Here is a 13338-nt window from a genome sequence, read left to right on the forward strand (position 1 = left end):
AATGACGCAGAAAATCGAACAGTCTCAACGCCAGGATCGCGTGGCGACCTGGAGCCGTCATGCAGAAAGCGAGCTTTCCGCTTATCAGAGCACCGCAAAAGTAGAATTGCAGGCGCAAAAACCGCGCGACAAAAAGCTGTGCGCTAATCTGGAAGACGCCATTCGTCGTTCAGGTTTACAGGATGGTATGACTATCTCTTTCCACCACGCATTTCGCGGTGGCGATCTGACGATTAACCTGGTGATGGACGCCATCGCCAACATGGGCTTTAAAAATCTGACGCTGGCCTCAAGCTCCCTGAGCGACTGCCACGCGCCGCTGGTTGAGCACATCCGTCAGGGCGTGGTCAGCCGAATTTATACCTCCGGGCTGCGTGGCCCGCTGGCAGAAGAGATCTCTCGTGGTCTGCTGGCTGAGCCGGTGCAAATCCACTCCCACGGTGGTCGTGTACACCTGGTGCAAAGTGGCGAACTCAACATTGATGTCGCATTCCTCGGCGTACCGGCGTGCGACCAGTTTGGTAATGCTAACGGTTATACCGGCAAAGCGTGCTGCGGCTCACTGGGCTATGCCCGCGTCGATGCCGAGAACGCCAGGCAGGTTGTTCTGCTGACAGAACAACTGCTGAGCTATCCGCACAACCCGGCCAGCATTACCCAGGATCAAGTGGATCTGATCGTGCAGATCGACCAGGTCGGCGATGCGGACAAAATTGGTGCTGACGCGACCCGTATGACCACCAATCCGCGTGAATTGTTGATCGCCCGCAGCGCGGCAGACGTCATTGCTAACTCCGGTTACTTCAATGAAGGCTTCTCATTGCAGACAGGAACCGGCGGCGCGTCTCTGGCCGTTACCCGTTTCCTGGAAGACAAAATGCGTAGCCGTGACATCCATGCAGATTTCGCGCTGGGCGGCATCACCGCCACCATCGTTGATCTGCATGAAAAAGGCTTAATCCGCAAACTGCTGGATGTACAAAGCTTCGACAGTACCGCCGCGAAATCTCTGGCCCGCAATCCAAACCACATTGAGATCAGCGCTAACCAGTACGCTAACTGGGGCTCGAAAGGCGCATCCGTTGACCGCCTGGACGTTGTGGTACTGAGCGCATTAGAAGTAGACACCAGCTTCAACGTTAACGTACTGACCGGCTCCGACGGCGTACTGCGTGGCGCTTCCGGTGGTCACTGCGATACGGCTGTGGCCGCAGCGCTTTCTATCATCGTCGCACCGCTGGTTCGTGGACGCATCCCGACATTGGTAGATAACGTGCTGACCTGCGTAACCCCAGGTTCCAGCGTTGACATTCTGGTTACCGATCATGGTATCGCCGTCAACCCTGCTCGCCCTGAACTGGCGGAACGCCTGCAAGAAGCTGGCATGAAAGTGGTGTCGATTGAATGGCTGCGCGAACGTGCACAGCAGCTAACCGGTCAACCGCGCGCCATCGAATTTACCGATCGCGTAATTGCCGTTGTGCGCTACCGCGATGGTTCGGTAATTGACGTTGTGCATCAGGTGAAGGAATAAACCATGCACCTGCTCCCTGAACACGCCACCTGCCACGCGGTTTCCATCCCTGAACTGCTCGCCAGCCGAGATGAGAGACAAGCAAGGCAGCATGCCTGGCTCACGCGTCATCACGCGCCACTGGTCTCGTTTACCGTGGTCGCGCCAGGTCCGATTAAAGACAGCGAATTAACCCGTCGCATCTTTAATCACGGCGTCACCGCCCTGCTCGCGCTGGCGGAAAAATCCGCCTGGATTGTCAGGGAGCAAACTGCGCTGGTCTCTGCCAGCGGACCGGAAGGCCTGCTGGCCATTGAGGCTCCGGCCCTGGACCTCAAGCTCGCCACTATCGGACTTGAGCATTCACATCCGCTGGGACGGTTATGGGACATCGACGTCCTGAACCCTGAAGGGGAAATTCTGTCCCGGCGTCATTTCGCGCTCCCTGCCCGCCGCTGTCTGCTGTGCGAGCAAAGCGCTGCCGAATGCGCGCGGGGTAAAACTCACGCGCTTTCCGACTTACTCACTCAGATGGAGGCACTGCTGCATGATGCCGATTCCCGCAACATCAACTCATAACGCAGTTCTTCCTCTGGATCTGCCTGACGCTTACGCCACGCTGGCGTGGCGCGCCATGCTGACGGAAGTCAACCTGTCGCCTAAACCGGGTCTGGTGGATCGTATTAATAACGGCGCGCATAAAGATATGGCGCTGGAAGATTTTTATCGCAGTGCTGAAGCGATTCAGACATGGCTGCCGCGTTTTATCGAATATGGCGCCTTTAGCGCACAGCAGTCGCCGGAAGATGTCCTGCCAGGACTACGTCCGCTGGGCATGGCCTGCGAAGCCGATATGTTTCGCGCTACTGCCGGAGTGAACACCCATAAAGGCAGCATCTTCTCGCTGGGATTACTGTGCGCCGCCATTGGCCGCCTGCTCCAGCTCCGCCTGAGCGTTACCGCTGAAACCCTTTGCTCTACGGCAGCAACATTTTGCCGTGGCCTGACCGAGCGCGAACTGCGCCAGAACAACCAACAACTCACGGCTGGCCAACGTCTTTATCAGCAACTGGGATTAACCGGCGCACGCGGCGAAGCCGAAGCAGGATATCCCCTCGTCATTCAGCATGCTCTGCCGCACTACCGTGCACTGCTGGCTGAGGGCCGCGATCCTGAACTGGCGTTACTCGATACGTTACTGCTGCTGATGTCTATCAACGGCGACACCAACGTGGCTTCCCGTGGTGGCGCAGAAGGTTTGCGCTGGCTACAGCAGCAGGCCTCCACGTTGTTACAACAAGGCGGGATTCGTACCCCTGCCGATCTCGAATACCTACGCCAGTTCGACCAACAGTGCATTGAACGCAACCTCAGTCCTGGAGGCTGCGCCGATCTGCTGATCGTCACATGGTTCTTAGCTCAGATTTCACAAGTTCATCATTATCACAATTAAAGATCCTTTCCGGAGAATCACACACATGTCTTTAGCAAAAGATAAAATTTGGAAGTTACTGGCCCCATTGGTAGTCATGGGCGTCATGTTTCTTATCCCCGTCCCTGATGGCATGCCCCCACAGGCATGGCACTATTTTGCCGTGTTCGTGGCCATGATTGTCGGGATGATTCTGGAGCCAATTCCGGCAACGGCAATCAGCTTTATCGCCGTGACGATCTGCGTTATCGGCAGTAACTATCTGCTGTTTGACGCATCCGAGCTGGCCGACCCGGCATTCAAAGCGGGTAAGCAAGCGCTGAAATGGGGTCTGGCGGGCTTCTCCAGCACCACCGTGTGGCTGGTGTTTGGCGCGTTTATTTTCGCACTGGGTTATGAAGTTACCGGCCTGGGTCGTCGTATCGCGCTGTTCATGGTGAAATTCATGGGTAAACGTACCCTGACGCTGGGCTATGCGATTGTTATTATCGACATCCTGCTGGCGCCGTTTACACCGTCCAACACCGCGCGTACCGGTGGTACCGTATTCCCGGTTATCAAAAACCTGCCGCCGCTGTTTAAATCATTCCCAAACGATCCTTCCGCGCGCCGTATCGGCGGATATCTGATGTGGATGATGGTCATCAGTACCAGCCTGAGCTCCTCTATGTTCGTGACCGGCGCGGCGCCGAACGTACTGGGTCTGGAATTCGTCAACAAAATTGCTGGCATTCAAATTAGTTGGCTGCAATGGTTCCTCAGCTTCCTGCCGGTCGGTATTATTTTGCTGATCGTTGCGCCGTGGCTGTCCTATGTTCTGTACAAACCAGAAGTCACTCACAGTGCTGAAGTTGCCGCATGGGCCGGTGAAGAACTGAAAACCATGGGTAAACTGACGCGTAAAGAGCTGACCCTGATCGGTCTGGTTCTGCTCAGCCTGGGTCTGTGGGTCTTCGGGGGTAAACTGATTGATGCCACCGCGGTGGGTCTGTTGGCGGTTTCCCTGATGCTGGCGCTACACGTTGTACCGTGGAAAGATATTACCCGCTATAACAGCGCATGGAACACACTGGTAAACCTCGCCACGCTGGTTGTTATGGCAAATGGTTTGACCCGTTCAGGCTTCATCGACTGGTTCGCTAACACCATGAGCACGCACCTGGAAGGCTTCTCACCTAACGCGACCGTGATCGTGCTGGTGCTGGTGTTCTACTTTGCTCACTACCTGTTCGCCAGCCTTTCCGCACACACCGCCACCATGCTGCCGGTTATCCTGGCGGTCGGTAAAGGTATCCCGGGCGTTCCAATGGAACATCTGTGTATCCTGCTGGTGCTGTCCATCGGTATCATGGGCTGCCTGACGCCGTATGCAACCGGCCCTGGCGTTATCATCTACGGTTGTGGTTATGTGAAGTCTAAAGACTACTGGCGTCTGGGAGCTATCTTCGGCGTTATCTACATCGCTATGCTTCTGCTGGTCGGCTGGCCGATTCTGGCAATGTGGAGCTAATCATTCCGGCTCACGCCTGATGAAAATGATGCCAGTCAGCTAAACCTGACTGGCATTTTTTATGATTAAATAGATGATATTCAGAATTTATATAAGTATCCGAAATCATCATGACATCAACGTGGCGTTATTCTTCTTTACTGGCAGCGCTTCTGCTGCCAGTTTCTGTGGCTCAGGCCGATGAACTTCAGGCAAAACAGTACGCTGATTTTGACCGCTACGTGCTGGCCCTCTCCTGGCAAACCGGTTTCTGTCAAAGCCAACACGAGCGTAATCGTCAGGAACCCGACGAATGTCGTCTGCAAAAAGAGATTGCAGACAAAGCGGATTTTCTGACCGTTCACGGCCTGTGGCCCAGCCTGCCAAAATCGATCGCCGCTCGCGGAGTAGATAACCGCCGCTGGATGCGTTTTGGCTGCGCAACGCGTCCCATTCCTAACCTGCCTGAAGCGCGCGCCAGCCGTAAATGTGCAGCGCCTGAAACCGGCCTGTCACTGGAGAGTGCGGCGAAACTGAGCGCGGTGATGCCAGGCGCTGGCGGAACATCCTGCCTGGAACGCTACGAGTATGCCAAACACGGCGCCTGTTTTGGTTTTGATCCCGACGTGTACTTTGGCACGATGGTGCGGCTGAATAATGAATTCAAAAACAGTGAAGCGGGCAAGTTCCTCGCGGATAACTACGGCAAAACCGTCAGCCGCAACGCATTTGACGCCGCTATCGCCAAAAGCTGGGGCAAAGAGAACGTCAAAGCCGTGAAGCTAAGCTGCCACGGCAATCCGGCTTATCTCACAGAGATCCAGCTATCCCTGAAAGCCGACACCATCAATCAACCGCTATCTGCGCAGTCATTCTTACCGCAGCCGCATCCGGGTAACTGCGGTAAACAGTTTATTATCGACAAGGCTGGATACTGAAAATCATGACCGACGCGCAAACCGGGCGTCGGTCTGCATGCTTAGCGTTGCAAACGGGCGTCCGGGCGAACCAGATCAAAACGGTGTGTTTCACTGATTGAATAGTACGCCGTGGGTCCACCCGCACGCAGTACCGGCTTCGCTTTCGCCGTCTGGTAGATGCCTTCTTCCAGTAGCGTTTCATCTATATGGATGCCCACCACTTCTCCCAGCACCAGCCAGGTTTCTACAGGCGCGCCGTCAGCAGTGGTCAGTTGCAGAGTTTGCGATAAACGGCACTCAAAATTAACCGGGCTTTGCGCCACGCGCGGCACGCTGACAATCCGGCTGTCGGCTTTACTCAGCCCAGCGGCAAAAAACTCGTCCTCGCCGTGCGGCAAGCTGGCAGACGTTTCATTCATCGCGCCAGCCAGTTCAAGGGTGGTCAGGTTCCAGACAAACTCACCGGTTTCGACAATATTCCGCACGCTGTCTTTCCAGCCGCTGCTGGCAAAACCAATAATCGGCGGATGGTAGTTAAAGCAATTAAAGAAACTGTATGGCGCCAGGTTATGTCGCCCGTTACTGTCGCGCGACGCAATCCAGCCAATGGGGCGCGGTCCAATGATGGCATTTAGCGGGTCGTGCGGTAAGCCGTGTCCCTGTGATGGTTGATAGAAATACATAGCCTTCTCTGGTGTCATTAACGTTAGCGCAGCACGAATTATGCTTCGCTCATCTCCCTGGAAAAAGAAGATCAGCGTAGAACAATCCGTTAAAGATTACGACTGAATAAAGTTGAGCAGATCGCCATTGATCTGCTGTTTATGGGTGGTGCAAATACCGTGAGAACCACCGGCATATACCTTCAACTGCGCATCCGGCAATATTTCTGCCGCGACCTTGCCGCAGGTTTCAAACGGGACAATCTGATCGTCATCGCCGTGGATCACCAGCGTCGGGATGGTCATTTTTTCGAGATCGCCACGCAGGTCTGTTTCTGAAAACGCATGAATACAGTCGTACAACGCTTTGATGGACCCTTGTAAGCCCTGTTCAACAAAACTTTCCCGGACGGCTTTCGACTCTTTTGCGCCCGGACGGTTATAACCATAGAATGCCGCGGTCAGTTCATAGAAAAAGGCGGCGCGATCGTTCACTACCCCTTCCCGGATGCCATCAAACACCTCTTTCGGCACGCCATTCGGGTTAAAGTCGGTCTTGATCATGATGGGCGTCACCGCGCCAATTAACACCGCTTTTGCCACCCGCTGCGTCCCATGGCGGCCAATATAACGCGCCACTTCCCCACCGCCGGTAGAGTGCCCAACATGCACGGCATCTTTAAGATTGAGATGCGCGGTAAGTTCAGCCAGATCGTCAGCATACTGATCCATATTGTGGCCATCCCACGGTTGGGCCGAGCGGCCATGTCCGCGCCTGTCATGGGCGATCACACGAAATCCTTTCGACCCAAGAAACAGCATCTGATCCTCAAACGCATCTGCCGTCAGCGGCCAACCATGGCTGAACACGATGGGCTGTCCACTTCCCCAGTCTTTAAAATGCAAATAGCTGCCGTCTTTTAAGGTAAGTTTGTCGTACTGGCTCATGAGATCTCCTGTAGCGGAACACTGAGTTGTATTGACGCACCCGCAACGAGCGCTTAAAAAGCATAATGCAAATTGGAGAACGATCACGTTTTTCGGCTAAAATCACACCATATGCGACAATATTGATGATTTACCTGAATGTGAACTAAATCACTTCAAACATGGGGTAAGTCTCAGTATCATCATACAAGCTAAACCCTTGCCGCCTGACGGTGAGGGTTTTCTTTTGGGATTATTTACCTGCGCACCCGCAGTATCGACGACATGGAGTAATAAATGTCCAGACCAACTATCATCATTAACGACCTCGATGCGGAACGCATTGACCGCCTGTTGGAGCAACCTGCGTTTGCTGGTTTACCCATTGCCGACGCCCTGAACGCCGAGCTGGATCGCGCGCAAATGTGTTCTCCAGAAACCATGCCGCACGATGTCGTGACCATGAACAGCCGCGTGAAATTCCGCAATCTGAGTGATGGCGAAGTCCGTGTGCGTACCCTGGTGTATCCGGCTAATATGACTGACAGCAGCACACAGCTTTCCGTCATGGCGCCTGTTGGCGCGGCACTGCTGGGCCTGCGCGTTGGCGACACCATTCACTGGGAACTGCCGGGCGGTACATCAACACACCTCGAAGTCATCGAGCTTGAGTACCAACCAGAAGCTGCGGGCGACTACCTGCGCTAACTCTGTCTTATCAAAGCTATTCGCTTTATCTTGCAGGGGATGCATCTGCATCCTCTTTCCGGTTACTCCTCATCTCCCCGCTCCTCACGTTATTTCCTGTTCGCAAAACATAAATCTGTGCCGTGACTGACAGAATCATTTTTAATACTATGCTGTTATGTGTTCATGTAATGACAAGGAGAATGTTTATGTACAACACAATCATAATGCCTGTTGATGTATTCGAAATGGAACTGAGTGACAAGGCTATTCGCCATGCAGAATTCCTGGCACAGGAAAACGGCGTTATCCATCTGCTGCATGTGCTGCCAGGCTCAGCGAGCTTAAGCCTGCACCGCTTTGCGGCAGACGTTCGTCGTTTTGAAGAGCATCTGCAACACGAAGCGGAAACGCGTCTGCAAACAATGGTCGGTCACTTCAGCATCGATCCCTCCCGCATTAAACAACACGTGCGCTTTGGTAGCGTCCGTGACGTGGTCAACGAGTTGGGTGAAGAGTTGAATGCGGATGTGGTGGTCATTGGGTCACGTAACCCGTCCATCAGTACCCACCTGCTCGGCTCAAACGCCTCCAGCGTTGTCCGCCACGCCACTCTGCCGGTACTGGTTGTCCGTTAACTGTGTCTGATTTACTGTAACACCCCCACCCGTCTTACGGGTGGGGGTTATTCCGTGATGCACTCTTTCTCATCGGCAGCGCCCATAACCTGGCATACCTCCCCTGTAGATATTTTTTGTAAGGCCAACTCCCTGTACTGTCCTGGGCTGACACCCGTATGTTTATGGAAAAAACGCGTAAAGTAGGCTTCATCATTGAATCCTAAAAAAGCCGCAAGCTGCTTTATCGTCTTAGAGGTGTAGACCAGCTCCTGTTGGGCTTCCTGCAGTACGCGCATATTAATCACATCCAGGCTGGACATGCCTAATGTTATCCGACATAAGCGCGACAGATGCCCCGGGGACATACCCATCTCTTCAGAATAATCATTAACGGTCAGCCGCTGGCGAAAGCGCTGATCCACCAGCAGGAGGAATTTGTTTATTTGTGAGGCTTTACGCGAGCAGATATCAAATTTCTGCTGTTCTTCTGTCAGGGTACTGATACGCGTGAGGTGAACCAGGATGGAAATAAAAATCGAAATGCACATTGCCTTATGATTAACCCTCGGTTTCTGCATCTCTTTTTGTAAAGACTGATAAAAACCCTGAATAATTTTCCCGTCTTCTGGGGAGCCATCGAGGGGGATTACGCAGGGCTTATGCATCAGAGTGAGAACGTTGGGCGCCAATAATCCCATTACCGACTCCATTGGCCCTTGTGAGGCAGTGATCGTCATCCCTTCCGTACCGGGTCGGTAATCAAAACCGTGAACGGTCTGCGCAGGTACAAGGATGAGACCCGGCCCCTTCAACTTCATCCGGGTGTAATTCATTAAAACATCAACCTCGCCACTCTGAATAAAGAGGGTCTGAATCAATGAGTCATGAATATGCGGGCTGGCTTTCCAGTTCAGGGGTTTTGAACGCAATGAGATCATTTCTACATTAAAGAAATTTTCCCAGCCTGGTTCCGACTGCTCGCCATATAACGCATAAGTAGGAATGGTCGTTGTCATCAATGCTTCCCCACCCAATCAAATGGACCCGCCAGGCGGCAACGGTGTCATCCCCTGGCGGGCTAAGGTTATGCGGGCATAATGACCGCGCCGTCAGCATTCAAACGCGCTATCTCCTCGACAGAATATCCGTATTCCAAAAGAATTTGCTGCGAATCATGCCCTAATCTGCGGGATGGACGAATTTGTGCAGGCCCCATACTGCCAATGTTCACAGGAGGGGTCACCAGCACGCGTCGGTTACCAGTGATATATTCAACATTTCTCAGACAGTCCGTCGCCCACGCCTGCTCATCGTCAAGGATTTCATCAGGCGTGAAGCCTTTCTCATGAGCAAAGTCGTTTTGTTTTAACATCTGCATCATTTCATCAAGCGAGCGTTTAGCGACCTGCTCACTGATGATCCTGATAATATCCCGGTTACGTCCATGCAGATTGACATCGGCAATACGACAAAACTCGGGACTGTCGACCAAATCTTCGCGACCAAGTAGCGTCATGAACTTATTGAAAAAGCGATCGTACTCTGGGATACAAATTACCATCCAGCGACCATCACGGGTTTTATAGGTATTGTTGAACGGGTTCGCGACTTCACAACGGGATTTAGGATATACGTTGCCGTATTGCGCCGATGTGACGGCAATACTCATCATAAACAACGCGGTATGATGCAGACTCACAGTGACCTTATCCCCCTGTCCGGAGAGCGTACGACCATATAACGCCGCGCAGACACCCGAAACAAGACACATGGAGGCCTGGAAATCGCCAAACCCATTAACTGAGTTAATCGGCGTTTCCCCCCGTTCGTTTGTCGACCCCAGGATCCCTCCCCGGCAAACATAGGCCGTCGCATCAAACCCTGCGGTATCTTTTTCTGGTCCTTGCTCACCGTACCCCAGAATCTGAGCGAAAATTAAACGAGGGAAACGCAGGTGCAACTCTTCCCATGAGAACCCCAGCCGCTCCAGCGCTTTCGTCCGATAGCTGGTCACTACCACATCAGCGGTGGAAAGAATACGCCAGGCAATTTCTTTCGCTCGCTCCTGTTTCAAATTCAGGCACAGAAAACGCTTATTGGCATTGGAAATATCAAATGCCGGATTCTCATCATCTTCATACGGCATATTAAAAACTGACGCCTGCGTACGACCAGGATCGCCGATAGGCGGTTCGATTTTGATCACATCCGCCCCCCAATCACCTAAAATACGCGCTACCGTTGGCGCAGCCAGAAATGATGTCAGATCAACGACCTTAACGCCCTCTAATGGTCTCATACGTCATATTCCCTCAATAATGAGTAGCCTGTTTAACCGGCAAATCCTTTACGGCCACCGGCGCTTACGCGTGCTAATTTCTTTTCTATTGGCCGAATGCGCGCAATTAACATAAAGAATGCTCCGACAATCGCCACGCCCGCGCCCAGATACAGTGCGTACTCGTACTGACCACCGGAGACATCAATCACCCAGCCAGCGAGTACAGGCGAGAGAATACCCGCCAACGTCCCGAACACCCCGTTCAGCCCGACCAACATACCGGTGTCTTTTTGCGAGAAAATAATAGGAATTGAAAAGTGTGCAGCCATCGTGAAGCACAGGAAGAAGTTCGACGCAGAGATAAGCGTGGCGGCACTCCACAAGCTATTTGCCTGAGTGCCGAGGATCAAAAATACCCCAGCTAATAATAACCCCAGTACCGGAGAAATCTTACGTCCGACGTTTTGTCCAAATCGACGACATGCGGCATCAGTAACTACGCCCCCCAGCGGATAGGCAAAGATTGCCACCAGATACGGCAGCATAGAAAAAATCGCGCTTTGTTTGAGATCGATTCCACGCCCCATAGCAAAGTAGGTTGGCAGCCAGGTCATGAAGAGAAAAAAGAGGTAATTGGTACAAAAGTAACATAAGGCGCATGCCCAGACTGAAGGGGTTGCCAGAATATCGCCTTTACTTAGCGGCTCATTTTGTGTGGCCGGAGAGATTTCAGTAGAGACTTGCCCAGCCAGAATATAGTCTCGTTCACCCTGGGTGATAAATGTATCCTGTTGCGGACGGTTGCTGCCGAGCTTCCACCACAGTAGACACCACAGTACGCCGGGTACCGATACAACGTAAAACACGGCCTGCCAGTCCCAGCGTTGGACTATCCATGCAGCCAGAACCATGGCAACGGCAATACCAGTAGGGCAACCTATCTGCAATAATCCTGTCGCCATTCCGGCTTCATGCTTAGGTACCCATTTTGCCGCCAGTGAAAAGTTAGCCGGCACAAGCAACCCTTGGCCAATCCCGACCAGAATACGCAGCAACATCATAATGCCCAGCGTTGATCCTAACGGCGTTAGAAATGTGAAAACTGCCCACCATAATGTTCCAGTCACCAAAACGACCCCGCCGCCAAACCTGTCCGCCAGTAAACCCGCGGGTAACATTGTGACGGCATAGCCAATGAAAAACGCCGTGGATACCCAGCCAAACTGCATAGCGCTCCAGCCATATTCCTGCATTAATGCAGGCCCACACATCGACATCCCACTTCGCGCCACAAACATGACGAAATAATCAATAATGAGCAGGACAATAATGCCCCAGCGTCTGTTCCCTGGTGATGTACTCATAGGTCACTCTCGCAAAAAAGCAAAAATGGCCGTAGCCACAGGATAAACAGCGACGTACGACCAAAACTGAGGTTAGTGTCCCGTACAATCGGCTAACCTCTGACACGGTGCAAACGCCCCCGGACTAGCGAATCTCACCACCTGCGGCAATCAATGGGCGTGCGATAGTCAGTCGCTGCACGGTACGTGGGCCTTCTTCAAACCACAGGGCACGAGCATCGCGGTACATCCTTTCTACCGGGCCATACGGGTTATCTTCGAAATAGCCAATACCACCAAAGATTTCGAGACAGCTATCCGATACCGTACGCACGGTATCAATGCCGTGCAGTTTGCACATGGCTGAAACCATCTCAATATCTTCGCCACGGTCGAATTTTTGCGCACAGTCGCGCAGCATGACGCGCAGCGCATGTACCTGCGTGCCCATATCCGCCAGCGTTTGTTGAATCGCCTGGCGAGAAACGAGAGCCTTACCGAAAGTCACACGATCTTTTGCTCTGGCAATCGCCAGCTCCAGGAAGCGCTGTGACATGCCAAGGCAGGTTACGGCAATCATGGCGCGTGAATGCGCCAGCGCATTCATGAAAATATCCAGGCCATCGCCCTCTTTCCCCATAATGTTATGCGCAGGGACTTCGCAGTTTTCAAAACGCAGATAAGCATGACCCGCACCACGGCACCCCATCATATGCGGCATAGGATCAATGTAATAACCGGGGGTATTCGTTTCGATAAAGAATGCTGTTAAGCCACCCTTTTTACGCTTATTCTCATCCGTAACCGCAATAACATAGCTCCCATCGGATATATCCGTATGAGATATCAACGTTTTAGTTCCGTTAAGAATATATTTATCCCCTTTTTTAACCGCGGTAGTACGAATATCTGCACCCGAACCGCAATCCGCCTCAGTTAATGCAAAGTTAATATACGCATCTTTATTTGCCAGCAGCGGTAACCATTTAGCACGCAAATCTTCTGCGCCATGATCGTACATAATTCGCCAGTTCAATCCGTTGGCGTGGTGCAGGTTCATACGCATCCCACCAGGCCCGCGGCAAAACTCTTCCATCACCGAAAAGAACTGTTCGCAGTTGAGTCCCATACCGCCAAATTCTTCAGGCATTGCCAGACGAAACAGATCGTTTTTACGGCAAACGTCGTAATAAGAGTCAGGAAAGACATTCGTCCGCTCAACTTCCAGTTGAATTTCTTCCAGCTCAGTTTCGGTAACCTTTCTGACTTTTTTCTTCAATGCTTCCAGTTGCTGCTGAGATAAAATGGACATATACCAACCCCACTCCACGTTGAATACTCAGGTAAGAATGCAGGCCATAAGAATATGAATATATAAAAGATAAGATATTCTAACCAACCTGTTTCCATGAATTAACGTGATGGATTATAAAAATAAAATTCGTCCTCCTGACATTGACAGAT

The 13338-nt window shown here is 52.4% G+C and carries 13 protein-coding genes; 7 read left to right on the forward strand and 6 right to left on the reverse strand.

Annotated features, from left to right (window positions below; translation table 11 throughout):
• Position 1 precedes the first annotated feature (1 nt).
• The 5 genes from citF (at position 2) to rna (ending at position 5372) form a co-directional block, all read left to right on the forward strand.
• On the forward strand, positions 2-1534 hold the full coding sequence (gene citF, locus M4I31_RS16490) for a citrate lyase subunit alpha (RefSeq protein ID WP_085047525.1): 1533 nt from the start codon (positions 2-4) through the stop codon (positions 1532-1534).
• A 3-nt stretch (positions 1535-1537) separates the two neighbouring features.
• Complete coding sequence (gene citX, locus M4I31_RS16495; protein ID WP_085047526.1) at positions 1538-2092, forward strand: citrate lyase holo-[acyl-carrier protein] synthase; 555 nt, start codon at positions 1538-1540, stop codon at positions 2090-2092.
• Entirely contained in the window at positions 2061-2966 is a 906-nt protein-coding gene (gene citG / locus M4I31_RS16500) for a triphosphoribosyl-dephospho-CoA synthase CitG (RefSeq protein ID WP_069323151.1), read from the forward strand. The genes citX and citG overlap by 32 nt, the downstream gene beginning before the upstream one ends.
• Positions 2967-2991: 25 nt before the next feature.
• The gene (gene citT / locus M4I31_RS16505) at positions 2992-4455 is read left to right on the forward strand and encodes a citrate/succinate antiporter CitT (RefSeq protein WP_038638704.1); all 1464 of its coding nucleotides are present in this window, start codon (positions 2992-2994) and stop codon (positions 4453-4455) included.
• 110 nt (positions 4456-4565) lie between these two features.
• Positions 4566-5372 (forward strand): ribonuclease I, encoded by an 807-nt coding sequence (rna, locus tag M4I31_RS16510; RefSeq protein WP_038638702.1) that lies wholly within the window; start codon positions 4566-4568, stop codon positions 5370-5372.
• A gap of 41 nt (positions 5373-5413) precedes the next feature.
• Here the strand turns inward: rna and M4I31_RS16515 are convergent, their stop codons facing one another.
• Both M4I31_RS16515 and M4I31_RS16520 read right to left on the reverse strand, forming a co-directional pair.
• On the reverse strand, positions 5414-6037 hold the full coding sequence (locus tag M4I31_RS16515; protein ID WP_085047527.1) for a flavin reductase family protein: 624 nt from the start codon (positions 6035-6037) through the stop codon (positions 5414-5416).
• Between the two features lie 96 nt (positions 6038-6133).
• On the reverse strand, positions 6134-6964 hold the full coding sequence (locus M4I31_RS16520; protein WP_038638697.1) for an alpha/beta fold hydrolase: 831 nt from the start codon (positions 6962-6964) through the stop codon (positions 6134-6136).
• Between the two features lie 276 nt (positions 6965-7240).
• On the opposite strand from M4I31_RS16520, the gene rnk reads away from it, so the two are divergent.
• Entirely contained in the window at positions 7241-7651 is a 411-nt protein-coding gene (gene rnk, locus M4I31_RS16525; RefSeq protein ID WP_005120853.1) for a nucleoside diphosphate kinase regulator, read from the forward strand.
• A 188-nt stretch (positions 7652-7839) separates the two neighbouring features.
• Positions 7840-8268 (forward strand): universal stress protein UspG, encoded by a 429-nt coding sequence (gene uspG, locus M4I31_RS16530; protein WP_016152215.1) that lies wholly within the window; start codon positions 7840-7842, stop codon positions 8266-8268.
• 47 nt (positions 8269-8315) lie between these two features.
• Here uspG and M4I31_RS16535 read toward each other — a convergent pair whose 3' ends face one another.
• The 4 genes from M4I31_RS16535 to M4I31_RS16550 all read right to left on the reverse strand — a co-directional run bounded on the left by M4I31_RS16535 (position 8316) and on the right by M4I31_RS16550 (position 13186).
• Entirely contained in the window at positions 8316-9266 is a 951-nt protein-coding gene (locus tag M4I31_RS16535) for a helix-turn-helix domain-containing protein (protein WP_085047528.1), read from the reverse strand.
• Between the two features lie 68 nt (positions 9267-9334).
• On the reverse strand, positions 9335-10549 hold the full coding sequence (locus tag M4I31_RS16540; protein WP_038638690.1) for a CaiB/BaiF CoA-transferase family protein: 1215 nt from the start codon (positions 10547-10549) through the stop codon (positions 9335-9337).
• Positions 10550-10581: 32 nt separating this feature from the next.
• Positions 10582-11895, reverse strand: coding sequence for an MFS transporter (locus M4I31_RS16545; protein ID WP_085047529.1), 1314 nt, complete (start codon positions 11893-11895; stop codon positions 10582-10584).
• Positions 11896-12019: 124 nt separating this feature from the next.
• The gene (locus tag M4I31_RS16550) at positions 12020-13186 is read right to left on the reverse strand and encodes an acyl-CoA dehydrogenase family protein (RefSeq protein ID WP_038638685.1); all 1167 of its coding nucleotides are present in this window, start codon (positions 13184-13186) and stop codon (positions 12020-12022) included.
• Positions 13187-13338 lie beyond the last annotated feature (152 nt).

Origin of the sequence: Citrobacter sp. XT1-2-2, from assembly GCF_023516235.1 — a bacterium.
In the GTDB taxonomy this organism is placed as follows: Bacteria; Pseudomonadota; Gammaproteobacteria; order Enterobacterales; family Enterobacteriaceae; genus Citrobacter; species Citrobacter werkmanii.